At 65.3% G+C, this 25,870-nt stretch carries 26 protein-coding genes and 1 riboswitch; of the genes, 19 read left to right on the forward strand and 7 right to left on the reverse strand.

Annotation, left to right across the window (positions count from 1 at the left end):
- Window positions 1–35: 35 nt before the first annotated feature.
- Window positions 36–866: a bifunctional hydroxymethylpyrimidine kinase/phosphomethylpyrimidine kinase gene (gene thiD / locus FIU85_RS10675; RefSeq protein ID WP_152496887.1), complete on the reverse strand. Its 831-nt coding sequence runs from the start codon at window positions 864–866 to the stop codon at window positions 36–38.
- 38 nt (window positions 867–904) lie between these two features.
- Window positions 905–993, reverse strand: a riboswitch (TPP riboswitch).
- A gap of 242 nt (window positions 994–1,235) precedes the next feature.
- On the opposite strand from thiD, the gene smpB reads away from it, so the two are divergent.
- The 4 genes from smpB (at window position 1,236) to FIU85_RS10695 (ending at window position 4,219) form a co-directional block, all read left to right on the forward strand.
- On the forward strand, window positions 1,236–1,712 hold the full coding sequence (gene smpB / locus FIU85_RS10680) for an SsrA-binding protein SmpB (RefSeq protein WP_057791393.1): 477 nt from the start codon (window positions 1,236–1,238) through the stop codon (window positions 1,710–1,712).
- Window positions 1,713–1,808: 96 nt separating this feature from the next.
- Window positions 1,809–2,099: a hypothetical protein gene (locus FIU85_RS10685; protein ID WP_152490768.1), complete on the forward strand. Its 291-nt coding sequence runs from the start codon at window positions 1,809–1,811 to the stop codon at window positions 2,097–2,099.
- A 78-nt stretch (window positions 2,100–2,177) separates the two neighbouring features.
- On the forward strand, window positions 2,178–3,035 hold the full coding sequence (gene sseA, locus FIU85_RS10690) for a 3-mercaptopyruvate sulfurtransferase (protein WP_152496888.1): 858 nt from the start codon (window positions 2,178–2,180) through the stop codon (window positions 3,033–3,035).
- Complete coding sequence (locus FIU85_RS10695; RefSeq protein WP_152496889.1) at window positions 3,035–4,219, forward strand: amino acid aminotransferase; 1,185 nt, start codon at window positions 3,035–3,037, stop codon at window positions 4,217–4,219. Before sseA ends, FIU85_RS10695 begins: the two co-directional genes overlap by 1 nt.
- 85 nt (window positions 4,220–4,304) lie before the next feature.
- Here the strand turns inward: FIU85_RS10695 and FIU85_RS10700 are convergent, their stop codons facing one another.
- Complete coding sequence (locus FIU85_RS10700) at window positions 4,305–4,922, reverse strand: TetR/AcrR family transcriptional regulator (RefSeq protein WP_152490765.1); 618 nt, start codon at window positions 4,920–4,922, stop codon at window positions 4,305–4,307.
- 126 nt (window positions 4,923–5,048) lie between these two features.
- Complete coding sequence (locus tag FIU85_RS22020; RefSeq protein ID WP_172977976.1) at window positions 5,049–5,210, reverse strand: hypothetical protein; 162 nt, start codon at window positions 5,208–5,210, stop codon at window positions 5,049–5,051.
- Between the two features lie 198 nt (window positions 5,211–5,408).
- Between FIU85_RS22020 and mbfA the strand changes: the two genes are divergently transcribed.
- The 9 genes from mbfA to FIU85_RS10745 all read left to right on the forward strand — a co-directional run bounded on the left by mbfA (window position 5,409) and on the right by FIU85_RS10745 (window position 14,249).
- A complete protein-coding gene (mbfA, locus tag FIU85_RS10705; RefSeq protein WP_152496890.1) occupies window positions 5,409–6,386 on the forward strand; it encodes an iron exporter MbfA in 978 nt (325 codons plus the stop codon).
- Window positions 6,387–6,431: 45 nt separating this feature from the next.
- The gene (locus FIU85_RS10710; RefSeq protein ID WP_152496891.1) at window positions 6,432–7,367 is read left to right on the forward strand and encodes an AEC family transporter; all 936 of its coding nucleotides are present in this window, start codon (window positions 6,432–6,434) and stop codon (window positions 7,365–7,367) included.
- A gap of 169 nt (window positions 7,368–7,536) precedes the next feature.
- A complete protein-coding gene (gene fghA / locus FIU85_RS10715; protein WP_152490762.1) occupies window positions 7,537–8,370 on the forward strand; it encodes an S-formylglutathione hydrolase in 834 nt (277 codons plus the stop codon).
- 3 nt (window positions 8,371–8,373) lie between these two features.
- Window positions 8,374–9,804, forward strand: a complete 1,431-nt coding sequence (sthA, locus tag FIU85_RS10720; protein WP_152496892.1) for a Si-specific NAD(P)(+) transhydrogenase — start codon at window positions 8,374–8,376, stop codon at window positions 9,802–9,804.
- A gap of 55 nt (window positions 9,805–9,859) precedes the next feature.
- Complete coding sequence (locus tag FIU85_RS10725; protein ID WP_152496893.1) at window positions 9,860–10,834, forward strand: phosphotransferase family protein; 975 nt, start codon at window positions 9,860–9,862, stop codon at window positions 10,832–10,834.
- 92 nt (window positions 10,835–10,926) lie between these two features.
- Window positions 10,927–11,376 carry a YaiI/YqxD family protein gene (locus tag FIU85_RS10730; RefSeq protein ID WP_152496894.1) on the forward strand — a complete coding sequence of 150 codons (450 nt, stop codon included), beginning with the start codon at window positions 10,927–10,929 and terminating at the stop codon, window positions 11,374–11,376.
- On the forward strand, window positions 11,373–12,326 hold the full coding sequence (locus FIU85_RS10735; protein WP_152490758.1) for a DMT family transporter: 954 nt from the start codon (window positions 11,373–11,375) through the stop codon (window positions 12,324–12,326). Before FIU85_RS10730 ends, FIU85_RS10735 begins: the two co-directional genes overlap by 4 nt.
- Window positions 12,327–12,396: 70 nt before the next feature.
- On the forward strand, window positions 12,397–13,314 hold the full coding sequence (locus tag FIU85_RS10740) for an ornithine cyclodeaminase family protein (RefSeq protein WP_152496895.1): 918 nt from the start codon (window positions 12,397–12,399) through the stop codon (window positions 13,312–13,314).
- A complete protein-coding gene (locus FIU85_RS10745) occupies window positions 13,296–14,249 on the forward strand; it encodes an alpha/beta fold hydrolase (protein WP_254702880.1) in 954 nt (317 codons plus the stop codon). Before FIU85_RS10740 ends, FIU85_RS10745 begins: the two co-directional genes overlap by 19 nt.
- Here the strand turns inward: FIU85_RS10745 and FIU85_RS10750 are convergent.
- Window positions 14,246–14,854 carry a hypothetical protein gene (locus FIU85_RS10750; RefSeq protein ID WP_152490756.1) on the reverse strand — a complete coding sequence of 203 codons (609 nt, stop codon included), beginning with the start codon at window positions 14,852–14,854 and terminating at the stop codon, window positions 14,246–14,248. The genes FIU85_RS10745 and FIU85_RS10750 overlap by 4 nt on opposite strands.
- Before the next feature lie 11 nt (window positions 14,855–14,865).
- Window positions 14,866–16,107: an MFS transporter gene (locus FIU85_RS10755; RefSeq protein WP_152496896.1), complete on the reverse strand. Its 1,242-nt coding sequence runs from the start codon at window positions 16,105–16,107 to the stop codon at window positions 14,866–14,868.
- Between the two features lie 135 nt (window positions 16,108–16,242).
- On the opposite strand from FIU85_RS10755, the gene zapE reads away from it, so the two are divergent.
- Together zapE and FIU85_RS10765 are read left to right on the forward strand one after the other, a co-directional pair.
- Window positions 16,243–17,304: a cell division protein ZapE gene (gene zapE, locus FIU85_RS10760; protein WP_152496897.1), complete on the forward strand. Its 1,062-nt coding sequence runs from the start codon at window positions 16,243–16,245 to the stop codon at window positions 17,302–17,304.
- Window positions 17,301–18,947 carry a choline dehydrogenase gene (locus tag FIU85_RS10765; RefSeq protein ID WP_152496898.1) on the forward strand — a complete coding sequence of 549 codons (1,647 nt, stop codon included), beginning with the start codon at window positions 17,301–17,303 and terminating at the stop codon, window positions 18,945–18,947. Before zapE ends, FIU85_RS10765 begins: the two co-directional genes overlap by 4 nt.
- Here FIU85_RS10765 and FIU85_RS10770 read toward each other — a convergent pair.
- Both FIU85_RS10770 and FIU85_RS10775 read right to left on the reverse strand, forming a co-directional pair.
- Complete coding sequence (locus FIU85_RS10770; RefSeq protein ID WP_152496899.1) at window positions 18,944–19,666, reverse strand: type 1 glutamine amidotransferase; 723 nt, start codon at window positions 19,664–19,666, stop codon at window positions 18,944–18,946. The two genes, FIU85_RS10765 and FIU85_RS10770, sit on opposite strands and share 4 nt — an antisense overlap.
- A gap of 92 nt (window positions 19,667–19,758) precedes the next feature.
- Window positions 19,759–20,718, reverse strand: a complete 960-nt coding sequence (locus tag FIU85_RS10775; RefSeq protein ID WP_254702881.1) for a GlxA family transcriptional regulator — start codon at window positions 20,716–20,718, stop codon at window positions 19,759–19,761.
- A gap of 85 nt (window positions 20,719–20,803) precedes the next feature.
- On the opposite strand from FIU85_RS10775, the gene FIU85_RS10780 reads away from it, so the two are divergent.
- Genes FIU85_RS10780 through FIU85_RS10795 form a run of 4 tightly spaced genes read left to right on the forward strand, consistent with a single transcriptional unit; the run spans window position 20,804 to window position 25,859 of the window.
- Window positions 20,804–22,054, forward strand: coding sequence for a sarcosine oxidase subunit beta family protein (locus FIU85_RS10780; RefSeq protein WP_152490750.1), 1,251 nt, complete (start codon window positions 20,804–20,806; stop codon window positions 22,052–22,054).
- A 13-nt stretch (window positions 22,055–22,067) separates the two neighbouring features.
- Window positions 22,068–22,355 carry a sarcosine oxidase subunit delta gene (locus FIU85_RS10785; protein WP_152490749.1) on the forward strand — a complete coding sequence of 96 codons (288 nt, stop codon included), beginning with the start codon at window positions 22,068–22,070 and terminating at the stop codon, window positions 22,353–22,355.
- On the forward strand, window positions 22,352–25,300 hold the full coding sequence (locus FIU85_RS10790) for a sarcosine oxidase subunit alpha family protein (protein WP_152496900.1): 2,949 nt from the start codon (window positions 22,352–22,354) through the stop codon (window positions 25,298–25,300). Before FIU85_RS10785 ends, FIU85_RS10790 begins: the two co-directional genes overlap by 4 nt.
- Window positions 25,293–25,859, forward strand: a complete 567-nt coding sequence (locus tag FIU85_RS10795; protein WP_152496901.1) for a sarcosine oxidase subunit gamma — start codon at window positions 25,293–25,295, stop codon at window positions 25,857–25,859. The genes FIU85_RS10790 and FIU85_RS10795 overlap by 8 nt, the downstream gene beginning before the upstream one ends.
- Window positions 25,860–25,870: the final 11 nt, after the last annotated feature.

Raw genomic sequence — 25,870 nt, forward strand, 5'->3', positions numbered from 1 at the left:
GTGGGGTTCCACCCCACCTTCACCGACCCCCACCTTCACCAATCCGGCCAAAGCCCCGCGAAATGATGCGTCGGCCCGTGCCCCGACCCCACCTCCAGCGCCCCGGCCCCGGCAATCGCCCGCGCGACATAGGCCTTCGCCGCCCGCACCGCCTCGGGCAGGGCCACGCCCCGCCCGATCCGCGCCGCCAGCGCCGCCGACAGGGTGCATCCCGTCCCGTGGGTGTTCCGCGTCGCCATCCGCGCGCCCTCGAACCAATGCACGCCGTCCGCATCGGCCAGCACGTCGGGGCTGTCCTCGCCCTCCAGGTGCCCGCCCTTCAGCAGCACCGCACCGCAGCCCAGCGCCCGCAGCGCCTGGGCCTGCTCCGCCATCGCGTCCCGCGTCACCGCCTCGTCGCAGCCCAGCAGCACCGCCGCCTCCGGCAGGTTCGGCGTGATGACGCGCGCCTTCGGCACCAGCGCCTCGCCCAACGCCGCCACCGCGTCCTCGGCCAACAGCGATGCGCCGCCCTTGGCCACCATCACCGGATCGATCACCACCGGCACGTCCGGCAAGGCGTCCGCCACCGCGCGGGCGATCTCTGCCGTGGCGATCATCCCAATCTTCACCGCATCGATCCGCACATCCTCGGCGACGGCCCGGACCTGGTCGGCCACGAACTCCGGCGGCACCAGGTGCACCCCCTGCACACCCCGCGTGTTCTGCACCGTCAGCGCGGTCAGCGCCGCCATCCCGTAGGCGCCGTTCGCCGAAATCGCCTTCAGGTCCGCCTGCACCCCGGCCCCGCCCGACGGGTCCGACCCTGCGATCGACAGGATGTTGGCGATCCCGCCGCTGTCCGCGTGAAATGTCCTGGGAATCATCCGGCTCCTTTCGCGGCGCGCGAAAGGCAGGGGTCCGACCGGGTCCGGTCCCGCCTTCCTCCGCCAGCATGATCTGGGTCAGGTTCAAAGGGTGCATCTCAGCCCGAAGGCGCCCCTGGCTCGTGCCGGACGATAGGCGAGCTGGCCCGCCTGTCAACCGCAACCGCACCCGCGCAACGCCCGCTCCGTTCATCCGGCCCCCTGCAGGAAACCGCACCGTCGCGATACCACCCGGATACCGACGCGATACCGACGTCCGGATCTGCCCTCCCGGGGCCCGTTAACCTCTCGATTCGCTTCAGGGGGTTGGAAGCCTTCGCCGCAGGGGCTATCTTGCTCTCTTGCACCGCCCGGAAGGCAGAACTCGACATGGTCAAGCCCAAGATAAATCCGAACTACAAGGTCGTCGCCGAGAACCGCAAGGCGCGGCACGACTATGCCATCGAGGACGACCTCGAATGCGGCATGGTGCTCGCCGGGTCCGAGGTCAAATCCCTGCGCCAGAAGACCTCCAACATCGCCGAAAGCTATGCCGCGGTCGAGGATGGCGAACTGTGGCTGGTCAACAGCTACATCGCCCCCTACGAACAGGCCGTGCCTTTCGGGCATGAGGACCGGCGACGCCGCAAGCTCTTGGTTTCGCGCAAGGAAATGGCGCGCCTGTGGAACGAGACGCAGCGCAAGGGCATGACCCTTGTGCCGCTGGTGATGTATTTCAACGACCGTGGCATCGCCAAGATCAAGATCGGCATCGCCAAGGGCAAGAAGAACACCGACAAGCGCCAGACCGAGGCCAAGCGCGACTGGAACCGCCAGAAGCAGCGGCTTTTGCGCCACGGTATGTAAACGCTTCGGATTCCACCCTCTGCGGGTGCCGCCCGTTTTGCTATCCTCCCTTAGTTCCCGGCGCGACGCGCGGGACTGCACGGGGGACCGGGAAGCATGGACTTACTGATCAGCCTCATTGCCGGCGCCATCGGCGGCAACATCGCCGGCGGCCTTGTGCCCCGCCTCAACCTCGGACTCCTGATCAATTCCCTTGCCGGCAGTCTGGGTGGTCTTATGGGGGGCCATGCCCTTGCTTTGCTGGGCTTTGGCGGGCTTGCGCAGACAGCGCCCGATAGCGTGTCCCTCGACCCCACGGCCCTGACCACCCAACTGGCCGCGGGCGGTCTGGGCGGCGGCGCGTGCCTGCTGGCCGTGGGTCTTCTGCGCAATCTTCTGACCCGCTGACCCGCCGCAGCGCCTGCCCCCCGCTTGCACTGTCCGGCGTCCCGCGCTACGTCACTGTCAACGTTTCAGGGGGCTGTCATGGCAAACGACGATCCGAAAACATTGGTATCCACCGATTGGCTGGCGGCGCATCTGGGCGACCCGGACCTGCGGATCCTCGATGCCACCTATTTCCTGCCCGGCGTCGACCGCGATGCCAAGGCGGAATACGAGCAGGCCCACATCCCCGGCGCACGCTTCTTCGATATCGACGATATCTCGGACCACCGTTCGGACCTGCCGCACATGGCCCCCCCGGTGGAAAAGTTCATGTCCCGCATGCGCCAGATGGGCGTGGGTGACGGGCACCAGGTGGTGGTCTACGACACCCACGGTCTCTTTTCGGCGGCCCGCGTCTGGTGGCTCTTCCGCCTGATGGGCCAGACCGAAGTCGCCGTCCTGGACGGCGGCCTGCCCAAGTGGCTGGCCGAGGGCCGCCCGACCGAGGACCTGCCGCCGATGATCCGCGACCGGCACATGACCGTCCGGCGCGAGGCGCACCGGGTCAAGGACGTCACGCAGGTCGCCGCCGCCTCCAAGCTGGGCGACTACACTATCCTCGACGCCCGTGCGCCCGGACGGTTTCGCGGCGACGAGCCCGAACCGCGCCAGGGCCTGCGGGCCGGGCACATCCCCAATTCCCGCAACGTCCCCTACAGCTCCCTGCTCAACGATGACGCCACGATGAAATCCCCCGACGAACTGCGCGCGATCTTCGACGCGGCCGGTGCGGACTTGTCGAAACCCGTCATCACAAGCTGCGGCTCTGGCGTGACCGCCGCGGTGATCAACCTTGCGCTGGAACGGATCGGCAAGACCGACCACGCGCTTTATGACGGATCATGGACCGAATGGGGCGCCTTCCCCACCGTCTCCGTCGCAACCGGAGAAGCCTGATGTTCGAACACCTCAAGGAACAACCCGCCGACAAGATCCTCGCGCTGATGCAGGCCTACAAGGACGATCCGCGCGACACCAAGATCGACCTCGGCGTCGGCGTCTACAAGGATGCAGAAGGCCGCACGCCGATCATGCGCGCCATCAAGGCCGCCGAGAAGGAATGGTGGAACGAGGAAGAGACCAAGGCCTATGTCGGCCTTGCCGGCGACCCGGCCTTTTCCGACGCGATGATCAGGCTGATCCTGGACGATGCCGCGCCCCGCGATGCGGTGGCGGCGGTGGCGACACCCGGCGGCACCGGCGCGGTGCGGCAGGCCTTCGACCTGGTGAAGATGGCCAACCCCGGCGCGCGCGTCTTCGTGTCCGACCCGACCTGGCCCAACCACCTCAGCATTCTCAAGCACATGGGGATCGAACACGTCCCCTACCGCTATTTCGACAACGAGACCGGCGGCGTCGATTTCGACGGCATGATGCGGGATCTGGACGGCGTGAAAGCGGGCGACGTGATCCTGCTGCACGGCTGCTGCCACAACCCGACCGGCGCCAACCTGACGATGCAGCAATGGGGCGACGTCACGGACCTGGCCAACGCCAAGGGCGCCATCCCGATGATCGACATCGCCTACCAGGGCTTCGGCGACGGCCTGGATGCCGACGCGGCCGGCACCCGCCACGTCGTGGCCTCCTGCCCCGAGGTCCTGATCGCCGCGAGTTGCTCCAAGAATTTCGGCATCTACCGCGAACGTACCGGCCTGCTGATGGCCGTCTGCCAGGACAGCGCCCGCCGCCCCACGACCCAGGCGAACCTCGCCTATCTCAACCGCCAGAACTATTCCTTCCCGCCCGACCACGGCGCGCGGCTGGTCTCGCTGGTGCTGAACGACGACGCCCTGCGCGCCGACTGGCAGGCCGAACTGGAGGAAGTGCGCCGCGGCATGCTTGGCCTGCGCGAGCAACTCGCCCAGGAACTGCGCAAGCTTTCGGGCTCGGACCGTTTCGGCTTCATCGCCCAGCATCGCGGCATGTTCTCGCGCCTCGGGCTGGACGCCGACAAGGTCGAGGCGCTGCGCAAGGATCACGCGATCTACATGGTGGGCGACAGCCGCATCAATATCGCGGGCCTGAATGCCAGGACGGTCCCGCTGCTGGCGCAGGCGATCATCGACGTGGGCGCCTGAACGCGCCGTTAACCTTTGATGAAGTCGCGGGTGTGATCTTCGGGCGGTGATGCCAAGAGCCGCCGCCCGATCCCGTGCACCGACCTCAGGCGCCGTACCGCGCCATGAAGGTCTCGACCGCGCCGCTGGCGATGCGTTCGATCGCGCTCTCGGACGTGTCGCACTCCACCCCGCACAGGCACCGCACGAACAGATCGCACTTGCACAATTCGCCGAATTGCTTGGTGGCCAGGTCCATGTCGTCGATCTTCAGCTCGCCGCGCTCCACGTAAGGTGTCAGCAGCCGTCCCATGCGTTCGCTGAACAAGCCCGGCCCGGACGCATAGAACCTCTGGCCCAACTCGGGAAACCGATAGGACTCGGCGACGCAGATCCGGAACATCTGCTGTCCGAAATCCGACAGGAAAAACCGTACGGCGCGGCTCGCCGCCTCGTGCAGAACTTCATGCGCCGGGGCCTCGGTGTCGATCTGCTCCAGCGCGCTTTCGGCCTGACGGTTGCACTCCACGCGCGCAACCTCGGAAAACAGCAGGCGTTTGTCGGGAAAATAGCTGTAAAGGGTGGCCTTCGACACGCTCGCCGCCTTGGCGATGTCGTCAACGCTGGCCCCTTCGAACCCGTCCCGCATGAAAATCTGCCGTGCGCCCTCAAGCACCTGGTCGAACTTGCGACCCTTCTTGATTTCGGCGTCCATGGCCGTCATGCGTCTCCTCCTGCCTGTTCCTGTCAGCTTACAGGTCGCGGGTGGCGAACTGCAAGCATGTCTGCGGACGGGCCGTTTCGGGGAAGGGGAGGAAGGAACACCCGCCCGCAGACCTGGCGCGCACGTCTATTGCGCGTCAACGCCACCGGCCCCTTGCGTGACAGGTTCGGGCGCGGGTGCAGGGAAGGTCAGAACCGGCGTCAGGCTCGACATGTCGACACTGAACGCCATGGCGGGCGCGGCGAAGGCCGAGGCGGCAATCGTCACTGTCAGAAGAAGATGTTTCATTTCGCGTTCCTTTATCTGAACCATTCAGTTCATATCAGCCAATCTAAACAGACCGGTTCATTTTGCAATGGCAAAAATGAACTGCTTGGTTTAGTTTTTTGCATACCTGCTATTTGCTGATGACTGGACAGCCCCGCACTTGACCTGATCCGCCGGCGTAGTAGATTAGAACCATTCTAAACTACTGGAGGCCACCCGATGATCCCCGGTGTCTCGTCCCGCCGCCGTTTCTCGGACCTTTCCGAACAGGAAGTGCTCGCGCTCGCCATCTCCTCGGAGGAGGATGACGCCCGCATCTACCGCAGCTATGCCGAGATGCTGCGCGCGGACTATCCCGATACCGCAAGGATCTTCGACGGGATGGCCACCGAGGAGGACGAGCACCGCCGCCGCCTGATCGCCCTGCACCGGGACCGTTTCGGCGACGTTATACCGCTCATCCGGCGCGAGCATGTGGCCGGCTACTACACCCGCCGCCCGGTCTGGCTGATCGAGAACCTCGGCATCGAGCGTATCCGCGCCGAGGCCGAGGCGATGGAACGCGACGCAGAGCGCTTCTATCTCAAGGCGGCGCAAAGCACGCAAGACGCCACGACCCGCGCGCTTCTGGGCGATCTGGCCGCCGCCGAGGCCGGGCACCAGGACCGCGCCGGCGCGCTCGAAGAGCAACACCTCGACGCCGACGCCCGCGACGCCGAAGAGCGCACCGCCAAGCGCCAGTTCCTTCTGACCTGGGTGCAACCGGGCTTGGCCGGGCTCATGGACGGATCGGTCTCGACCCTCGCCCCGATCTTCGCCACCGCCTTCGCCACGCAGGACACTTGGACGACCTTCCTCGTCGGCCTCGCCGCCTCAGTCGGCGCCGGCATCTCCATGGGCTTTACCGAGGCCGCCAGCGACGACGGCGAACTCTCCGGTCGCGGCAGTCCCGTCAAGCGCGGTTTCGCCTCAGGCATCATGACCACCGTGGGCGGGCTGGGTCACGCCCTGCCGTATCTCATCCCCGATTTCTGGACCGCGACGATCATCGCCGTCATCGTCGTCTTCGTCGAGCTTTGGGCCATCGCCTGGATCCAGAACCGCTACATGGAAACCCCGTTCTTTCGCGCCGCCTTCCAGGTGGTGCTGGGTGGGGCGCTGGTGTTCGCCGCCGGGGTGCTGATCGGCAGCGGCTGACGTCATCGCGATTGACGCCCCCCGCCAGCATGCTACGACCGCTTCATGCTGGACATCTTCTTGCAAACCCTGCCCTTCTTCCTGCTGATCGGGCTTGGCTACTGGGCAGGACGCACCGGGTTCTTCAGCGAAGAGGCCACCGCCTACCTCACCAAGTTCGTGTTCTATTTCGCCCTGTCGGCCATGCTGTTCCGGTTCTCCGCGAACCTGACGATGAGCGAGATCTTCGACTGGCGGTTCGTCATGGCCTATCTCTGGGGCACGGCCTTCGTTTACGGGCTGGTCACGCTGGTCGCCTTCTTCCGCCGCCTCAAGGCCGAGGAAGCCGCGTTCGAGGCACAATGCGGCGTGATCGGCAACGTGGGTTTCCTGGGCGTGCCGATGCTGACGCTGCTGCTGGGGGAGGATGCGATCGGCCCCGTGATGCTGGTACTCGCGGTCGACCTCATCGTCTTCGGCTCGCTGATCGTGATCATCGTCACCGGCACACGCGACGGGCGCATGAGCCTCGGCGTCTTTCGCACCGTGGGCATCGGCCTCGTGAAGAACCCGATGATCGTCTCGATCACGCTCGGGCTTGCCTGGTCCGCCTTCGACCTCCCCATTCACCCGGTCATGAACGATTTCCTGTCCCTGCTGGGCGGCGCGGCGACACCCGGCGCGCTCTTCGCCATCGGCGCCTCATTGGCCACCAAGTCCGCCGAACGGCCCTTCGTCGCCGGCTGGCTCAGCTTCAACAAGCTGATCCTGCACCCGCTCTTCGTGGCCTTTTCCGCGCTCTACCTTTTCCCCGTCGATCCCTACCCCGCCGCCGTGATGATCACCGCCGCTGCCCTGCCCGTTGCGGGCAACGTCTATATCCTGGCCGAGCATTACCGCATCGCACCCCAACGGGTCTCGGCCTCGATCCTGATCTCGACGGCCCTCGCGGTCATTACGGTGTCAGTCGTCATCGGCTGGGTCAGCCGCCTTTATCAATAGACCGCTGCGCCACCCGCCGATTTTTGCAATTCTGAAACCTGTGCGCGCTAGGCCTGTGCCGACCAATTTCACGGTTGGCCGCAGGGCTGAGCGTGATACGGTCCGCGCGACCGCCGCCGGATGGCGGCATTCGGTGTCTCACCGCTCATAGGACGGAAGGAAGATCGTGATGGAAACCGTTTCGGAAAACGCCTGCTTCGGCGGCACGCAAGGTGTCTACACCCACAAATCCAAAGCCTGCGATTGCGACATGACCTTTGGCCTGTTCCTGCCGGAAGAGGCGAAATGGGGCAACGTGCCCGTGCTGTGGTACCTCTCTGGCCTGACCTGCACGCACGAAAACGCCATGACCAAGGCCGGCGCACAGCAATGGGCGGCGGAACAGGGCATCGCGCTCGTGTTCCCCGACACCTCACCGCGGGGCGAGGGCGTGGCCAATGACGACGCCTTCGACCTCGGGCAGGGCGCGGGCTTCTACGTCAACGCCACCCAGGACCCCTGGGCGCCGCATTTCCGCATGTGGGACTACGTGACCGAGGAATTGCCGGTCCTGATCGCCTCGAACTTCGCCATCGACAGCGCGCGCCAGGCCATCACCGGCCACTCCATGGGCGGGCATGGCGCGCTCACCATCGCGATGAACATCCCCGACCGCTTCGCCTCGGTCTCGGCCTTCTCGCCCATCGTGAACCCCACCCAAAGCAGCTGGGGCCGCAAGCAGTTCGGCGCCTATCTCGGCTCGGACGAAAGCCTCTGGGCCAAGCATGACGCCACGCTGCTGATGAACGAAAAGGGTTTCGATGGTCCGATTCTGTGCGATACCGGAACATCGGACCAGTTTCTGGACCTGCTGATGCCCGAAAGCTTTGCCAAGGCTTGCGCCACCCGCCGCCAGCAATCCATCCTGCGGATGCAGCCCGGTTACGACCATAGCTACTTCTTCGTCTCCTCCTTCATGGAGGACCACATCGCCTTCCACGCCGAAGCGCTCTACGCAGGGTAAGACATGAGCCACTACGACCTCATCATCATCGGCTCCGGCCCCGCCGGACGCTCTGCCGCGATCCAGGCCGGCAAGCTGAAACGCCGGGTGCTGGTCGTGGACCGCAAGGAGCGACTGGGCGGCGTGTCGGTGCATACTGGCACGATCCCGTCCAAGACCCTGCGGGAAACCGTGCTCAACCTCTCTGGCTACCGCGAGCGCAGCTTTTACGGACGATCCTACCGCGTGAAAGAGGATATCGGCGCGCAGGACCTGAAAATGCGCCTGCACAAGACCCTCGATTACGAGGTCGACGTGCTGGAGCACCAGTTCAACCGCAACCACGTCGATACCCTCCACGGGTTGGCCAGCTTTACCGGGCCCAACGCCATCGATGTGGCAACCGAGGCGGGCGAGACGGTGGCGCTGACCGCCGACCGCTTCCTGATCTCGACCGGGACCAAGACCTATCGCCCCGATTACGTGCCCTTCAACGGCAAGACGGTCGTGGACAGCGACGAGTTTCTCGAACTGGGCCAGATCCCGCGCAGCCTTGTCGTGGTGGGCGCGGGCGTGATCGGCGTGGAATACGCCACCATGTTCTCGGCCCTCGACGTGCGCGTCACCCTGATCGAGCCGCGCGACAGCTTCCTCGACTTCATCGACAAGACCCTGATCGACGACTTCACCCACCAGATCCGCGAAAACGGCGTCGACCTGCGCCTCGGTTCGGCCATCGAGACGATCGAGGACGCGGGCGAGCATATCGAGACCACGCTGGCCAACGGTCGGCACGTCCGGTCCGAAATGCTGCTCTTCGCCGCCGGCCGCATGGGCGCCACCGACCGCCTGGGCCTCGACAAGGCCGGGCTGAAGACCGACCATCGCGGCCGGCTCGAGGTCGACCGCAAGACCTACCAGACCAAGGTGCCGCATATCTACGCCGCGGGCGACGTGATCGGGCACCCCTCGCTGGCCTCGACCTCGCTGCAACAGGGCCGCATCGCCGCCTGCCATGCGCTCGACACGCCCACCCTGCCCGAAAGCCCCTGGTTCCCCTACGGTATCTACTCCGTGCCAGAGATTTCCACCTGCGGCATGTCCGAGGAAGAAATGCAGGAACGCGGCATCGCGTACGAGGTCGGCATCGCCCGCTTCCGCGAGACATCCCGCGGCAACATCATGGGTCTGGAACACGGGATGCTGAAAATGCTCGTGTCGCTGAAAACCCGCCGTGTGCTGGGCGTCCAGATCGTCGGCGAAGGCGCGACCGAGCTTATCCACATTGCGCAGGCGGTCCTGAACCTCAAGGGCACGGTGGACTACTTCGTGCAGAACACGTTCAATTATCCCACGCTGGCCGAGGCCTACAAGATCGCCGGTCTCGACGCCTTCAACCGGATGCCCATCCCCGAGGAATACAAGGTCACCCGCGGCGCCAAGGCGGCGGAATAGCGTTTTGGCCCATATGTCGATGCCAGCCAGACCGACGATGAACACGGCGTTCTGAATGGCCAATCTGCTGAACTACAACCACAGACGCATCAACGGCTACGTCAAGGAATTCGTTGCTCAACAGCACCCGGCACAGGACTACAACTTCGCCTGCATCTACCGCTCAGCCGACTACCCGAAAGAACGTCAGGTTTTCGTGGTCGAAATCGGTGAGCGGCGCTATGCGCTGAAGGTCGATACCAAATCCGCGAAGACCGAAAGGCTGGTGCGCGAGTTTGAAACGCTGCGCGAACTGCATGCCCATTTCGAGAAGTTTGAAAAGCTGGATGTCGTGACACCCGTCTACATGTCCCCTTCCGGCGAGTTCTTCGTCACAGGCTATATCGACAACCGGACGGCGACAGAGGCAATCTATGAACAGGAGGCCGACAATCGCGCGCGCCAAATCTATCGCAAGGCCGGTCACTGGCTGCATGCACTACATGGCTTTGAACCGATCACCACAGAGAACTTCTGGTACGACTGGATGCTCGAGACCCTCGCCACCCTGACCGGCAGCCGGGACTGCCCTCATGCGACGCCCGAGCAATACGGGCCGATGATCGACCAGATGCACCGGGACGTCAGGCGGATTGAAGGCGCGGAAGATACGCATGTCTTCAGTCACGGTGACTTCCATGGTCGCAACCTTATCTTGGGTGCGGGCGTGACCTACGGTTTCGACTTCACGGAAGTGACGCGCAAACTGGCCGTTTACGACATCGTGGATTTTTTGAAGACGGATGTCTTCCGGCCGGCCAGCCCGGACGAAATCGACCGCAGCGGACTCATTGCCAAAAACAAGGCGATGTTCTTCAAACTCTACCGGCACCCGATAAACATGGATGTGCTGGACTTCTGCATGCGGGCGCGTCTGCTGATTGACTGGTTGAGCATCACGACCGAGCGGCATGACCGCACTCAATTCCAACAAAAGAAATTCGACCACCTTCACTCCCGCCTGTTGCTTGCATTTGAACACCCGCTCTAGGATTTAAGAGTTCGCGGTGGGTTTGCGTTGTTGGAAGATTCCGATCCGAGATCTACCAAGGCCTCGCCGGACAGAAAAAGGAACCCGCTTGCATGTCCCTCTACGTCGATGCCGATGCCTGTCCGGTCAAGGACGAGGTCGAGCGGGTGGGCACCCGTCACAAGCAGAAGATCTTCATCGTCTCCAACGGCGGCCTGCGCCCCTCGCGCAATCCGCTGGTGGAAACCGTCATCGTGCCCGACGGCCCCGACGTGGCCGACATGTGGATCGCCGAGCGTGCCGGGCCGGGCGACGTGGTCATCACCGGCGACATCCCGCTCGCCGCCAAATGCGTCGAAGCCGGCGCGCTGGTGCTAAAACACAACGGCGAGGCGCTGACCCAGGCCAATATCGGCAACGCACTCGCAACCCGCGACCTGATGAGCGACCTGCGCGCCGCCGACCCGTTCCGGCAAGGTGGCGGCAAGGGGTTTACCAAGGCCGACCGCTCGCGCTTTCTCGATGCGCTGGAACGCATGGTCCGCAAGGCGGCGCAGACATGAGCGTGTCGCGCACGAACCTTGCCGGGGCGGGCTGCGCCCTGCTGGCTGTCATGTGCTTTTCGCTGAACGACGTGGGCATCAAGTTCCTGTCGGATGACTACGCCCTGCACCAGATCGTCTTCTTCCGGTCGGCGATCGCCTTGCTCACCTTCGCAATCGTGTTTCTGCCCATCTACGGTCTGCGGGTGCTGCGCACGCGGCGGCCTGGCGCCCACCTTCTGCGCGGGGTCTGCGTGGTCGGCGCCAACTCCTGTTTGTTTCTCGGCCTGGCGGCGATGCCCATCGCCGATGCGGTCGCGGTGTTCTTCATCTCGCCGCTGGTCATCACCGTCTTCTCGGTGATCTTCCTACGCGAAACCGTGGGCGCCCGCCGCTGGGCCGCCATCGCCGTCGGCTTCGTCGGCGTCCTGGTGATCGTCAAACCAGGCACCTCGGCCTTTCAGGTTGCAGCCCTCCTGCCGATGGCCGCGGCCGTGCTCTATGCCGTGATACACATGGTCGCGCGCAAGGTCGGCGGCACGGAATCGGCGGCGACCATGGCGGTCTATATCCAGATCACCTTCATTATCGCCTGCAGCATCATCGGCCTCTCCATCGGCGACGGCAAATTCGCCCAGCAGGATCACGCATCGCTGGCCTTCCTGTTCCGCGCCTGGGGGCCGATCGCGACGCATGACTGGTGGATCCTGATCATGCTGGGCGTCAGCGGCGTGATGGGCGGGTTCTTCATCAGCCAGGCCTACCGCATTTCCGAGGCCGCCTTCGCCGCACCGTTCGAGTATGTCGCCATGCCCATGGCCATCATGTGGGGCGTGACCGTGTTCGGCACATGGCCCGACCGCACCGCGTGGATCGGCATCGCCTTGATCCTCGGCTCGGGCCTCTACCTTATCTGGCGCGAATCCCGGAAGGACCAGATCGTCGCGAGTGACGAGCCCAGCCACCTGTGACCCCTGCAGGGTTTGACGCGCCCCGCGCCAGCACGCATACCTTGCGATACCAACAGCAAGGAGCGCCCCCATGAGCATTTCCATCATCCCCTTCGACGAAGGCGAGGCGCTGCTCGACTGGCTGGCGCTCTGCGACACCTTCGAGGCGGGCCATGAACGCCCCAAGGCCGAGATCGGCGATACCTTCCTCTACCGCGATCCCGACACGCTGCTCAGCCGGTCGGCCTGGATCGACGGCATGGGGCTGGCGGTCAAGTCCGCCACGATCTTCCCCGGCAACCCCGACAAGGGCGACCCGATGATCAACGGCTCGGTCAGCGTCTTTTCCGACGCGAACGGCAGCCTGGAGGCCGTCATCGACTTCCACCTCGTGACCAAGTGGAAAACCGCGGGCGACAGCCTCTTTGCCGCCCGACGCCTGGCGCGGCCCGACAGCCGCAACATTCTGATCGTTGGCGCGGGCACCGTGGGCCGGTCGCTCTTCCAGGCCTACAGCGCCGGCTTCCCCGACGCGCAATTCACCGTCTGGAACCGCACCCGCGCCAATGCCGAGGCGATGGTCAAGGATTGCCCCGGCCTGACCGTAGCCGATGATTTGGAGGGCGCCGTGCGTGCCGCCGATATCGTGACCTCGGCCACCATGTCCACCGACCCGGTGCTGAAAGGCAACTGGTTCCAGCCCGGCCAGCATATCGACCTCATCGGCGCCTACCGCCCCGACATGCGAGAGGCTGATGACACCGCCCTGCAACGCGCCCGCGTCTTCGTCGACAGCTACGACACGACCGTCGGCCATATCGGCGAGATCAAGATCCCGCTCGAGGCCGGAACGATCACGCGCGATGACCTTGTGGCCGACTACTACGAGCCGGAAAATTTCACCCGGCGCAGCGACCAGGAGATCACCCTTTTCAAGAACGGCGGCGGCGCACATCTGGACCTCATGACCAGCCGTTACATCCTTGACGCTTGGAAAGCGGCCAAGTGATCGGCTGGGCGGTCCTGTCCGCCGGGACGGCCCTTGTCGCCGCCCCTTTCATTGCCGAGGCATTCCGTCCCCGTGTGACGGACAAACAGCGGGCCTCGGCCCCGGGGCAGGTGGCGGATCTGCCGAACGGCCCGACATGGTTCCAGTGGCGCGGACCCGAGGACGGCCCTGTGGCCGTCTGCGTGCACGGGCTGACCACGCCCAGCTTCGTCTGGGGTCCACTGGCCGACCACCTCGCCGGGATGGGCTTTCGCGTCCTGACCTATGACCTTTATGGCCGCGGCCTGTCGGCCCGTCCCAAGGGCGAACAGGACAGCACGTTTTTCAACGCCCAGCTTGCCGCGCTGCTCGATCACCAGGGCATCGAGGGCGGCTTCACCCTGCTCGGCTATTCCATGGGCGGGGCCATCGCGACCGGGTTCGCCGCCGCGCATCCCTCACGGGTGCAGCAGCTTTGCCTGATCGCTCCAGCCGGGCTTGGGCATGATCTCGGGCCGGTCGCGGGGATGGCCATCAACCACCCCAATATCGGCAAGTGGATGATGCTGGGGTTCTATCCTCGCAGCCTGCGCCGTGGCTTGGCGTCCGAACGCGGCCTGCCGTCGGCCATTCCGAACATGGTCGACTTGCAAATGGCCGAAAGCCGCAAACGCGGGTTCGCGCCCGCCATCCTGTCCTCGCTCAGGGGCATCATGGACGAAGACCTTGCCCCCGCCCACCGCGCCATCTGCGACGCCGGCATTCCGACCCTGGCGATCTGGGGCGAAACCGACGACGTGATCCCGCTAGCGGGCCGCGACCGGCTGACAGAACTGAACCCCGAAGCGCGCAACGTGGTCATCCCGGGCGCCGGGCACACACTGGCCTATACCCATGTGACCAAGGTCGCCCGGGTCCTGGACACGCTTCAGGTCGCGCAGGACACGGCCCGCTAATCCAACCGGGCCCGCGCGGCGTCGCAGGCACTGCCATCGGGGTCGACATCGCAGGCGCGCTGCCATGCATCCTGCGCCTTGCCGTTGTCACCCGCCTGCGCCCATTCCGCGCCCAGCATGTAACAGCCCCAGGGCGCCCGCGCCGTGCAGGCCGTCTCATACGTGCGCACCTGGCACGCCGGCGCTGCGGCGGCGGCCGGCTGCGATCCGGCGATCCAACTGCCCCGCGCAGCCGTCGCGCCGGCGTTCGTGCACGCATTCGCGTCTCCCGCCGCGCAGGCGGCCATGAAGAAGGGATATTTCACCGTGGCCTGGCCTTCGACGTCCAGCTCGATTTCAACCGACCGCGCCAGCCCGAAACAGGCCCGCGCCTGCCCCGCCCGGCACAGGCCCAGGCACCATCCCGGCCTTTGGGTACAGTCCCGCGATCCGCCCGGCTCCCGGCCCAGGTCGCGAAAGACATCCGCCGGACACATCTCGCGAAACGCCGAGAACGTCGGATCCTCCTGCCCCGCGCGCAACGCTTGTCTGTAGCGTTCGGGCGTGCCGGCGATCCAGTCCTCCACCTGATCCGCCGCCGCCGGGCCTGCGGTCAGCCCCAGCACCGCGGCAAGCGTCAGGCCAAGGCACTGCGCGGCAGCACCCGCTCTTTTACCGGAAGATGCACGATTGCCGAAAATGCGCCCACTCCCACGCCGATCCACCAGACCATCGAGTAGTTCCCGTAGATATCATACAACTGCCCTCCCAGCCAGACACCCAGGAAACTGCCCAACTGGTGGCTGAAGAACACGATACCGTAAAGCGTGCCCATGTAGCGCAGCCCGTAGATATGCGCGATCAGCCCGCTGGTCAGCGGCACGGTGGCCAGCCAGAGCGACCCCATCGCCGCCGAGAACAAGAGCACGCTGGTCGGCGTGATCGGAAACATGATGAAAGCTGCCGCGACGAGCGTCCGCCCGGTGTATATTCCGGCCAGCAAAAGCTTCTTGGAATGGCGTTTGCCCAGCCACCCCGCCGTCAGCGTCCCCGCGATATTGGCCAGCCCGATCAGCGCGATGGCCACCGCCCCCAGCGCCGAGGTCGTGGTCACCCCCATGTTGTGCAACACGCTGCCCGCCGCGATCGGCCCGCAATACTCCGTCACGAAGGCCGGGAAATGCGCGGTGATGAACCCCAGCTGATAGCCACAGGAAAAGAAGCCCAGGAAGATCAGCGTGTAACTCGGATCCCGGAACGCCTTGACCAGGATCTGGCCCATCGTCTCTTCCAGCTCCGTCGTGCTGACAGGCTCCGGCGCCCGCATCAGCGGCAGGCAGGCCAGCACCGCCAGGATCGCCGCCGCGAAGATCAGGAAGACCGACTGCCAGCCCATCATCGACAGCAGGTACTCCGCGATCGGCGGGCCGAACACCTGCCCCGCCGATCCGGCCGCCGTCGCGATGGCAAGGCTCATCGAGCGGTTCTCGTCGCTGCTCGCGCGGCCCACCACGGCCAGGATCACGCCGAACCCGGTGCCCGCGATACCGAAGCCCACCAGCACCTCGTAAAGCTGGTGCGCCAGCGGCGTCGTTGCAAAGGACGACAGGACCAGCCCGGCGGCATACATCAACGCACCGAGGATGATGGCCTTGCGGTCGCCCACCTTTTCGGCAATCGCGCCGAATATCGGCTGGCCGATCCCCCAGGCCAGGTTCTGAACCGCGATGGCAAGGCTGAACTCCACCCGCAGCCAGTTGAATTCCTCGGCGATCGGGATCTGGAACACCCCGAACGCCGCCCGGATCGAGAAGGACACCAGCATTATCAGGCAGCCCGCCACCAGCACAGGCGTGAAAATCGACGCGGATTTCTGCATTGGGTCCTCCGAGCAATGCGGCGACATTACCCGCCCGTTGCCGGGCGTCAATTCAGCGATTGTGATGCACACAATTCCGTTCCGCGATCTGCTTCCTGCTTTCCACGCCGCCCCGGCTTCGGTATCCACGAGGGCATGGAAACGGTTCCCGACAGATACGAACGGCTGATCGACGAGGGCGTCCTGAAACGCGACGAGGCCCAGGTCGCCGTGGTCGAGGAGCTGGAGCGTCTGCGCGCCGATCTGGCACAACCCCAGAAGAAGGGCTTTTTCCGCAAGCAGGTCGAAGCGCCCAAGGGCCTTTACATCTGGGGCGGCGTCGGGCGCGGCAAGTCGATGCTGATGGACATGTTCGTGGAAACCCTGTCGGTGCCCAAGCGCCGCGTGCATTTCCATGCCTTCATGCAAGAGGTCCACGCCGGGATGCACAAGGCGCGCGCCGCCGGCAAGGAAGACGCGCTTGCCCCCGTCGCCAAGGCGGTGGCCGAATCCGTCCGCTGTCTTGCCTTCGACGAGATGCAGATCACCGACATCACAGATGCCATGATCGTCGGTCGCCTCTTCGAGTCGCTCTTCGAGTCGGGGGTCACCGTGGTGACAACCTCGAACCGCGTGCCTGACGACTTGTACAAGGACGGTCTCAACCGGCAGCTTTTCCTGCCTTTCATCGAACTTCTGAAAGAGCGGATGGTCATCCACGAGATGGTCAGCCCCACCGACCACCGGCAAGGTCGGCTGGCGGGCAGCCCGACCTATTTCACGCCCGTCAACCCCGAGGCTCGGGCGAAGATCAACGAGGTCTGGAAGGACCTGACCGATGGCAAGGGCGAGCCGCTGACACTGGTGGTCAACAAGCGCGAGGTCGAGATCCCGGCCTTTCACAACGGTGTCGCGCGGGCCACCTTCTATGACCTTTGCGGTCGGCCCCTCGGCCCCGCCGACTATCTCGCACTGGCCCAGGCCGCGCGGGTGCTGGTGCTGGAGAACATCCCCCAGCTCAGCCGCTCCAACTTCAACGAGGCCAAGCGCTTCGTCACCCTGATCGACGCCCTCTACGAGGCGAAGGTCAAGCTGATCTGCTCTGCCGCCGCCGCGCCGGAATACCTGTATGTCGAAGGCGAAGGCAGCTTCGAATTCGAGCGCACCGCCAGCCGCCTGCGCGAGATGCAGTCCGACGGCTGGGGCAAGGACGCATGAGCCAACCGGCGCGCGAGTACGACTATATCATCGTCGGCGCCGGTTCGGCCGGATGCACATTGGCAAGCAAGCTGGGCGAGGACAGATCCAAGTCCATCCTCGTCCTTGAGGCCGGACCGATGGACCGCGATCTTTTCATCCACATCCCGGCAGGCGTCTACCGCACGTGGTGCGATCCCAAGCTGAACTGGAACTACGAGACCGCGCCCGAACCCGCCGCGCAGGACCGCGAGATATTCATGCCGCGCGGCAAGGTCGTCGGCGGGTCCTCCTCGATCAATTCGATGGTCTATATGCGGGGCCATCCGCTGGATTATGACAGCTGGGCCGACGATTTCGGTCTGTCCGACTGGCGCTACGAGAACTGCCTGCCCTATTTCCGGGCCGGGGAAACCTATTCGCGTGGCGGCGATGCCTATCGTGGCGACGCGGGCCCCCTCGGAGTCACCCGTGGCGACTATGACAACCCGCTTTTCGATGCCTTCCTCGAGGCCGGCGCGCAGGCGGGCCAAGGCCGATCCGACGACCTAAACGGCCACAACCCCGAAGGCGTCGCGCGCTTTGATGCCACCAAGCGCCATGGGCGGCGGTGCAGCGCGGCGGTGGCCCATCTGCGCCCCGCCTTGGCGCGTGGCAACGTCACCTTGCTGACCGGCGCGGCGGTCCAGCGGATCGAACTCAGCGGCAACCGCGCCACCGGCGTGCGCACCCTCCATCGCGGCCAGGCACGGAGCTTTCACGCCGCGCGCGACGTGATCCTCTCGGGCGGCGCCATCAACTCGCCGCAGGTTTTGATGCTGTCAGGCATCGGCCCCGCCGCCCACCTGTCGGAGACGGGCATCGAGGTGGCCAACGACCTGCCCGGCGTGGGGGCCAACCTGCAGGATCATGCCAGCGTCATCGTGCAATGCAAAAGCCGCGTCAGCTTTCCCATCCACCGCATCGACCGGCCCTGGAACAAGATGCGTGCCGGGGCGCAATGGGTCTTTGCCCGCAACGGCGTCGCCGCCTCGAACATATGGGAGGCCGGCGGTCTGATCCGGGGCAACGCCGACGTCTCCTATCCCAACCTGCAATATCATTTCGGCCCCGTCGGATTCGAATACAACGGGCCAAAGATCACCCTGCTGCAGGCCTTCGCCTGCCATGTAGACCAGTTGCGCCCGCGCAGCCGGGGAACGCTGCGCCTCGCCTCGACCGACCCGTCAGACCACCCGAACCTGCAGTTCAACTACCTGTCCGATCCCCATGATCTCGACGAGCTCGTCGAAGGCATCCACCGCGTCCGCGACCTGATCGGCCAAAGCGCCTTTGACCCGTTCCGCGACGTCGAGATCGACCCCGGCCCGGACGTGAAAACCGATGCACAGATCCGCGACTGGATCCGCGCCAATGTCACAACCGATTTCCACCCTTGCGGCACATGCCGGATGGGCCACGGTGCCGACGCCGTGGTCGACAGCCGCTTTCGCGTGCACGGGGTCGAGGGCCTGCGCGTGGTCGACGCCTCGGTCATGCCCCGCGTGATATCGGCCAATCTCAACGCGCCCACCCAGATGATCGCGGCCCGGGCGGCGGACTACATCGCGGGGCATCCCCAGCTTCCGCCGGAGAACCCGCGGCTCGCCTTCAAGCCGTCCTAGGTCCGCGCCGTCGCCTGTAGCCAGTTGATATAGATGCGCTCGGCCATGTCGTTGAACATGTCCATGCGCTTGGCGCACTCGGCCTGGAACCCGGGCAGCGATCCGGGGCCCAGCGCCTTTTCCAGCGCATCGGCATATTCCGGGATATCCCCCCAGATCTCGACCGTGTCCTGCTCGATCTCGATGTGGAACTGCATCGAATAGGCCCGCGTCCCCCATTTCATCGCCTGCACCGGACAGGCCGGCGAAGTGGCCAGGACCTGCGCGCCTTCGGGCAAGGCCGTCACCTCGGCCGAATGCCACTGCAAAGCCTGAAAGACCTCCGGCAGCCCGTCGAACAGAACGCCGCTCGCGCCCGCCTCGGTCAACTGCACGTCCAGCACGCCGATTTCGGGCGTCTTCGACGGCCCCACCGCACCGCCAAGCGCATCGGCCAGCAACTGGTGCCCCAGGCACAGGCCGAGATACGGCACACCCTGCCCCTCGACCGCCTCGCGGATGAACGCCTTTTCGTCCCTCAGCCAGGGGTGCGCGTCCTCCTGCCAAGTGTCCATCGGCCCCCCCAGCACCCACAGCGCATCGTAGCCGTCCATGCTGTCGGGCAGTGCCTCGCCTTCGTCCAGTTCGATCGCATCCCAGCTGTGCCCGTCCTCCTTCAGGAACTTGCGAAACACCGCCGGATGCTCGACGCGCTCATGTTGCAGGACCAGAATATGCATGGGGACCCTCACCTTTGCCTTGCCCGCACCGTAACGCGGCACACGGGCAAGACAAGCCATACTGCGCAAACCGAACGCCGCCTGACGCAAACCTACCGATAGGCCGAGGGCGGCTGCCCGAACCGCGCACTGTAGGCGCGCGAAAAATGCGCCGAACTGGCAAAGCCCGTGGCCAGCGCGATCTCGGTCAGGCTCAGCGGCGAGTTTCGCAAGAGGCTCTGCGCCTTCTCCAGTCGCAATTCGCGGTAATACCGCATCACCGACCGCCCCAGCTTGTCGTGGAACAGCCGGTTCAGCTGCCGGGGCGACAGGCCCGCCACCTGCGCCAGCCGCGACAGTTCCAGCGGATCGGCCACGTTCGCCTCCATCGCCTCCACCGCGTCCAGCACCGCCGGCACCGTCGTGCCCACCCGCTCGACCAACCCCGACCGCTGCGGCCCGGCCGAGGGGCGAATCTCGGTATGCATGAACCAGTCGCTGACCAGCCGCGCGAAATGCGCGCCATGGTGCTGCGTGATCAGCGCGTGCATCAGGTCCATCGGCGCGGTGCCGCCCGCACAGGTCACCCGGTCCCGGTCGATCACGTAAAGCGAACGTTCCAGCACCAGGCTGGGCGAGATTTCCGCCAACGCCGCGGCATGCTCCCAGTGCACCGTCATGCGCCGCCCGTTCATCAGCCCTGCCCGCGCCAGGATGATCGGCCCGCCCGAGACACCGCCCAGCGGCACCCCGGCCCGGGCCAGCCGCGCCAGCCAGTTCAAGACAGCGCGATCATCGTAAAGCGTGGGGTCCCCACCCGCGATGACGAACAGGTAATCGAACGCGTCCGTCTCGCCCACCTCGACAAGCGGCGCGACCATGCCCGCCCCGGAACTCTGGATCGGCTGCATGTCCGAACCGACGGTCACGACCTCGTACAGCTCACGCCGCGCCAACAGGTTCGCCGCCCGCATCGGTTCGGTCAGCGCCGCGAAGGACATCATCGCAAAGCCCGGGATCGGCAAGATCCCGACGCGCCGCGAGGTGGCCGGATTTGAACCAATATTGTCCATAATAGAAAAATATCCGTCTGTTCTGGAAAAGTCCATTCGTCTGGATTGCCGCACACTGGGTGCCAGCAATCGTGGGAATCATTTTATGCGCTACAGTGGGTTCAAGGTCCTCTGGGAAGGCCTGACCGGCAACAAGGGTTGGACACGCGCCTGGCGCGAGCCCGAGCCCAAGGCGGAGTACGACATCGTCATCATCGGCGGCGGCGGGCATGGCCTCTCGACGGCCTATTACCTCGCCAAGGAATTCGGCCTGACCAATGTCGCCGTCCTTGAAAAGGGCTGGCTGGGGTCGGGCAATATCGGGCGCAACACCACGATCATCCGCTCCAACTACCTGCTGCCCGGAAACGAGCCGTTCTACGAGTTCTCGATGAAGCTGTGGGAAAACCTCGAACAGGACACGAACTACAACTCGATGGTCTCGCAGCGTTCGATCCTGAACCTCCTCCACACCGATGGCCAGCGCGATGCCTTCGTGCGGCGCGCGAACGCGATGTTCCTTGCCGGCGCCGATGCCGAACTGGTCGATGCCGCGCAGCTGAAGAAGGAACTGCCGTTCCTCGACTATGACAACGCCCGCTTCCCCATCAAGGGGGGCCTGTTCCAGCGCCGCGGCGGCACCGCCCGGCACGACGCCGTCGCCTGGGGCTATGCCCGCGGCGCCGACAGCCGCGGCGTCGACATCATCCAGAACTGCGAGGTCACGGGCTTTCAGATCGAGAATGGCCGCTGCCTCGGGGTCGAGACCTCGCGCGGCCCGATCCGTGCCAAGAAAGTGGCGATGTGCGTTGCCGGGTCCTCCGGCCGTGTGGCCGCGATGGCCGGTATGCGCCTGCCCATTGAAAGCCACGTGTTGCAGGCGTTCGTGTCCGAGGGGCTCAAGCCGACTCTCCCCGGCGTGATCACCTTCGGCGCCGGCCATTTCTACGTCAGCCAGTCCGACAAGGGCGGTCTGGTCTTCGGCGGCGACATCGACGGCTACAACACCTACGCGCAGCGCGGCAACCTGCCGGTGGTCGAGGACGTCTGCGAAGGCGGCATGGCCATCATGCCGATGATCGGCCGCGCCCGCCTGCTTCGGTCTTGGGGCGGCATCATGGACATGTCGATGGATGGCTCGCCCTTCATCGACAAGACCCATATCGACGGTCTCTATTTCAACGGCGGCTGGTGCTATGGCGGGTTCAAGGCCACGCCCGCCTCGGGCTTCTGCTATGCCCACCTGCTGGCCAAGGACGAACCGCACCCCACCGCCACGCAGATGCGGCTGGATAGGTTCATGACCGGCAACCTGATCGACGAAAAAGGCATGGGCAACCAGCCCAACCTGCACTGAGGGGCAGAAAGACATGATCATCGACCATCCCCTTCTGGGCCCGCGCGACGCCGCCGAATTCGTCTATCTCGGCGATGCCTGCCTCATCGACCGACCCGACTGGCAGGCCGACGACGCGATGGAGAAATTCCACAGCTATGGCTACCTGCGCGACAACCCCGCAGGCCAGCACCAGGAGCTTTGGTATCACGAACAGGGCGACCGCTCCTGGCTGGTGGTCACACGCAACACCCTGACCCACGAGATCACGGCGGTCGAACTGGCCCGCGACGTGGCACGCAAACGGGGGCGCGGCAAATGACCGGAGAGAACCGTATCAAGGGCGGCCTGATCGACCGCTCGAAAGAGATCAAGTTCCGCTTCAACGACAAGTGGTTCCGCGGGCACCCGGGCGACACACTCGCCTCAGCGCTTCTCGCCAATGGCCAGCTGTTGGTGGGCCGCTCGTTCAAGTATCACCGCCCGCGCGGCGTGTTCACCGACGGCTCAGAGGAACCCAACGCGCTGGTCCACCTGCGCGACGGCGCCTACCAGGAGCCGAACACACGCGCCACGATGGTCGAGCTCTTCGATGGCCTCAACGCCACCTCGCAGAACCATCGCGGCTCGCTGGAATACGACCTCCTGGCGGTCAACGACTTCTTCTCGCCTTTCCTGTCGGCGGGTTTCTACTACAAGACCTTCATGTGGCCCAAGGCGTTCTGGGAAAAGCTTTACGAGCCGATCATCCGCTCCGCTGCCGGCCTTGGCCGCCTGTCGATGAAGGACGACCCCGACACCTACGACAAGGGTTTCCTGCATTGCGACCTGCTGGTCATTGGCGCGGGTCCCTCGGGCCTGATGGCGGCGCTGACCGCCGCGCGCGCCGGTGCCCGCGTGATCCTCGCCGACGAGGATTTCCGCGCCGGCGGGCGCCTCAACTCCGAGACGCTGGAACTGGGCGGGATGTCCGGCACCGACTGGGCGACAGAAACCGCAGCTGAACTGGGCGCGATGGACAATGTCCGCCTCATGCCCCGAACAACGGTTTACGGCGCCTACGATCACGGCATCTACGGCGCGCTCGAACGCTGCACCGATCACCTTTCCGATGGCGGCGGCAAGCCCCGGCAGGTCCTGTGGCGCATCTATTCCAAGCGGGCCGTTTTGGCTGCAGGCGCCACCGAGCGTCCCATCGCCTTCGGCAACAACGACCGGCCCGGCATCATGCTGGCGAGCGCCGTGCGCAGCTATGCCAACCGCTACGCCGCCACGCCCGGCAAACACGTCGCCGTCTTCACCAACAACGATGACGGCTGGCGCACCGCCGCCGACCTGATCGCCAAGGGCGTCGAGGTTCCCGTCGTGGTCGACAGCCGTGACAAGCCCGCCCCCATCGACCTGCCCGGCGTGCGCCACGTCGCGGGCGAGGCGGTGATGAACACCATCGGGCGCAAAGGCGTGAAGTCGATCACCCTGACCAATGGCAAGGTCATTCCCGTCGATGCGCTGGCCGTGTCCGGCGGCTGGAATCCCAACGTGCACCTCACTTGCCACCAGCGCGGCCGCCCGACCTGGCGCGACGACCTCTGCGCCTTTGTACCGGGCGGCGATTTGCCCGTCGGAATGGTCGTTGCCGGGGCCGCGAACGGGTCCATGACCCTCGCCGCCGCATTGGCTGAAGGACAGGCTCAGGCGACCACACAGCTCGACGCGATCGGGATCAAGGCCACCGCCGCCGACCTGCCGAAAGCCGAGGATGAGCCGCGCGAGACCGCCGCCTTTTGGCACGTCAAACAAAGCAAGCACCGCGCCTGGGTCGACCTGCAGAACGACGTCACCGTCAAGGACATCAAGCTCGCCAATACCGAGGGTTTCCGCTCGGTCGAACTGCTCAAGCGCTACACCACGATGGGCATGGCCACCGACCAGGGCAAGACGTCGAACATTGCCGGCCTCGCGATCCTGGCCGAGGAACGCGGCAAGACCATCCCCGAGGTGGGCACCACCATCTTTCGCCCGCCCTACACGCCCGTGCCCATCGGCGCACTTGCCGGTCGCGCCCGCGGCAAGGATTTCCGCCCCTACCGCCTGACCCCCAGCCACAAATGGGCCGAGGAGAACGGCGCCAGCTTCGTCACCGTGGGCAACTGGCTGCGGGCCGAATGGTACACGCGTCCGGGCGAGAAGGGCTGGCGCGATTCCGTCGACCGCGAGGCGCTCACGGCCCGCACGAGTGTCGGCATCTGCGACGTCACCACGTTGGGCAAGATCGACATCCAGGGCAAGGATGCCGGCGCCTTCCTCGACAAGGTCTATGCCAACACCTTCTCGACCCTCAAGGTCGGCCGGGTCCGCTATGGCCTGATGCTGCGCGAGGACGGCATCTGTTACGACGACGGCACCACCGCGCGGATGGGCGAAAACCACTACGTGATGACCACCACTACCGCCAACGCGGTCACGGTCTTCCGCCGGCTCGAATTCGCACGCCAGTGCCTCTGGCCCGACATGGACGTGCACCTGATCTCCACCACCGACGGCTGGGCGCAGTTCGCCGTCGCCGGGCCGAAATCCCGCGACCTTCTGCGCAAGGTGATCGACGCCGAACACGACATCTCGAACGAGGCGTTCCCCTTCATGGCCTGCGGTCAGATCACCGTCTGCGGCGGCACGCCCGCGCGGCTCTTCCGGATCTCGTTCTCGGGCGAGATGGCGTATGAAATCGCCGTGCCCGCCCGATACGGCAACTCGATGATGGCGGTGCTGAACGAGGCCGGCAAGGAGTTCGATGCGGCACCGTATGGAACCGAGGCGCTCGGCGTCATGCGCATCGAGAAAGGCCACTGCACCGGCAACGAGCTGAACGGCCAGACCACAGCCCACAATATCGGGCTGGGCAAGATGGTCAGCCAGAAGAAGGAATGCATCGGCCAGGTCCTGGCGCAACGCCCCGAACTGATCCGCGAAGATGCCGTGCGGCTGGTCGGCTTCCGCCCCGTCGACCGCGACAGGAAACTGATCGCCGGCTCGCATTTTCTCAACAAACATGCCCCCGCCGACATGGAGCACGACCAGGGCTGGATGACCTCGGTCGCCTATTCGCCCAACCTCGGCCACCATATCGGCCTGGGCTTCATCAAGAGCGGGCACGAGCGCATGGGCGAAATCGTCCGCGCGGTCAGCCCCGTGCACGGCACCGAGATGGAGGTCGAAATCGTTTCGGCCCATTTCGTCGACCCGGAAGGAGAGCGTCTGCGTGGCTGATTTCACCCTCACCTCGGAACCGCCCCTCAAGGGCTTTGACCACGGCTTCGGCGACACGCGGCTTCACGCGCCCGCCGACCTGGCGATCGTGTCCATCGCCCTGCCCCTCGGGGCCGAGGACGCGGCACTGAAAGCGATCAAATCCGCCTTCGACACCGACCTGCCCGCGCCGGGCCACTCTGTCATGGGCAAGGACGACACCCGCCTGGTGCGGCTTGGCCCCGACCAGGCCTTCGCGATCTTCACCCGCGCGACGCCCGATGCCGAACCGCATGTGCAAAGCCTGCTCAAGGGCGCAGCCTACACCACCGACCAGACCGATGTCTGGTCCGGCCTCATGCTCGACGGCCCGCTGGCCCGCACCGCGCTGGAACGCATCTGCCCGATCGATCTGCACCCCGATGCCTTTGCCGAAGGCGCCGCCGCGCGCACGGTCATGGAGCACCTGGGCGTGCTGATCCTCCGCACCGGCCCCGACGCCTATCTCCTCCTCTCCGCATCCTCCTCTGCAGGGTCCTTCCTGCACGCGGTAGAGACCTCGCTCCTCAACGTAACCTAAAGGCAAGATCA

It is taken from the genome of Roseovarius sp. THAF8 (assembly GCF_009363735.1).
Taxonomy (GTDB): domain Bacteria; phylum Pseudomonadota; class Alphaproteobacteria; order Rhodobacterales; family Rhodobacteraceae; genus Roseovarius.

Excerpts from the sequence above, each read along its gene's own strand:
- FIU85_RS10735 (WP_152490758.1), top strand. The coding sequence starts at position 11,373 with ATGAGCGTGTCGCGCACGAACCTTGCCGGGGCGGGCTGCGCCCTGCTG.
- FIU85_RS10775 (WP_254702881.1), bottom strand. The coding sequence starts at position 20,718 with ATGGACAATATTGGTTCAAATCCGGCCACCTCGCGGCGCGTCGGGATC.
- FIU85_RS10790 (WP_152496900.1), top strand. The coding sequence starts at position 22,352 with ATGACCGGAGAGAACCGTATCAAGGGCGGCCTGATCGACCGCTCGAAA.
- FIU85_RS10730 (WP_152496894.1), top strand. The coding sequence starts at position 10,927 with ATGTCCCTCTACGTCGATGCCGATGCCTGTCCGGTCAAGGACGAGGTC.
- FIU85_RS10780 (WP_152490750.1), top strand. The coding sequence starts at position 20,804 with ATGCGCTACAGTGGGTTCAAGGTCCTCTGGGAAGGCCTGACCGGCAAC.
- sthA (WP_152496892.1), top strand. The coding sequence starts at position 8,374 with ATGAGCCACTACGACCTCATCATCATCGGCTCCGGCCCCGCCGGACGC.
- mbfA (WP_152496890.1), top strand. The coding sequence starts at position 5,409 with ATGATCCCCGGTGTCTCGTCCCGCCGCCGTTTCTCGGACCTTTCCGAA.
- sseA (WP_152496888.1), top strand. The coding sequence starts at position 2,178 with ATGGCAAACGACGATCCGAAAACATTGGTATCCACCGATTGGCTGGCG.
- thiD (WP_152496887.1), bottom strand. The coding sequence starts at position 866 with ATGATTCCCAGGACATTTCACGCGGACAGCGGCGGGATCGCCAACATC.
- smpB (WP_057791393.1), top strand. The coding sequence starts at position 1,236 with ATGGTCAAGCCCAAGATAAATCCGAACTACAAGGTCGTCGCCGAGAAC.
- FIU85_RS10740 (WP_152496895.1), top strand. The coding sequence starts at position 12,397 with ATGAGCATTTCCATCATCCCCTTCGACGAAGGCGAGGCGCTGCTCGAC.
- FIU85_RS10765 (WP_152496898.1), top strand. The coding sequence starts at position 17,301 with ATGAGCCAACCGGCGCGCGAGTACGACTATATCATCGTCGGCGCCGGT.
- FIU85_RS10700 (WP_152490765.1), bottom strand. The coding sequence starts at position 4,922 with ATGACGGCCATGGACGCCGAAATCAAGAAGGGTCGCAAGTTCGACCAG.
- FIU85_RS10770 (WP_152496899.1), bottom strand. The coding sequence starts at position 19,666 with ATGCATATTCTGGTCCTGCAACATGAGCGCGTCGAGCATCCGGCGGTG.
- FIU85_RS10725 (WP_152496893.1), top strand. The coding sequence starts at position 9,860 with ATGGCCAATCTGCTGAACTACAACCACAGACGCATCAACGGCTACGTC.
- FIU85_RS10710 (WP_152496891.1), top strand. The coding sequence starts at position 6,432 with ATGCTGGACATCTTCTTGCAAACCCTGCCCTTCTTCCTGCTGATCGGG.
- FIU85_RS22020 (WP_172977976.1), bottom strand. The coding sequence starts at position 5,210 with ATGAAACATCTTCTTCTGACAGTGACGATTGCCGCCTCGGCCTTCGCC.
- FIU85_RS10685 (WP_152490768.1), top strand. The coding sequence starts at position 1,809 with ATGGACTTACTGATCAGCCTCATTGCCGGCGCCATCGGCGGCAACATC.
- zapE (WP_152496897.1), top strand. The coding sequence starts at position 16,243 with ATGGAAACGGTTCCCGACAGATACGAACGGCTGATCGACGAGGGCGTC.
- fghA (WP_152490762.1), top strand. The coding sequence starts at position 7,537 with ATGGAAACCGTTTCGGAAAACGCCTGCTTCGGCGGCACGCAAGGTGTC.
- FIU85_RS10695 (WP_152496889.1), top strand. The coding sequence starts at position 3,035 with ATGTTCGAACACCTCAAGGAACAACCCGCCGACAAGATCCTCGCGCTG.
- FIU85_RS10785 (WP_152490749.1), top strand. The coding sequence starts at position 22,068 with ATGATCATCGACCATCCCCTTCTGGGCCCGCGCGACGCCGCCGAATTC.
- FIU85_RS10755 (WP_152496896.1), bottom strand. The coding sequence starts at position 16,107 with ATGCAGAAATCCGCGTCGATTTTCACGCCTGTGCTGGTGGCGGGCTGC.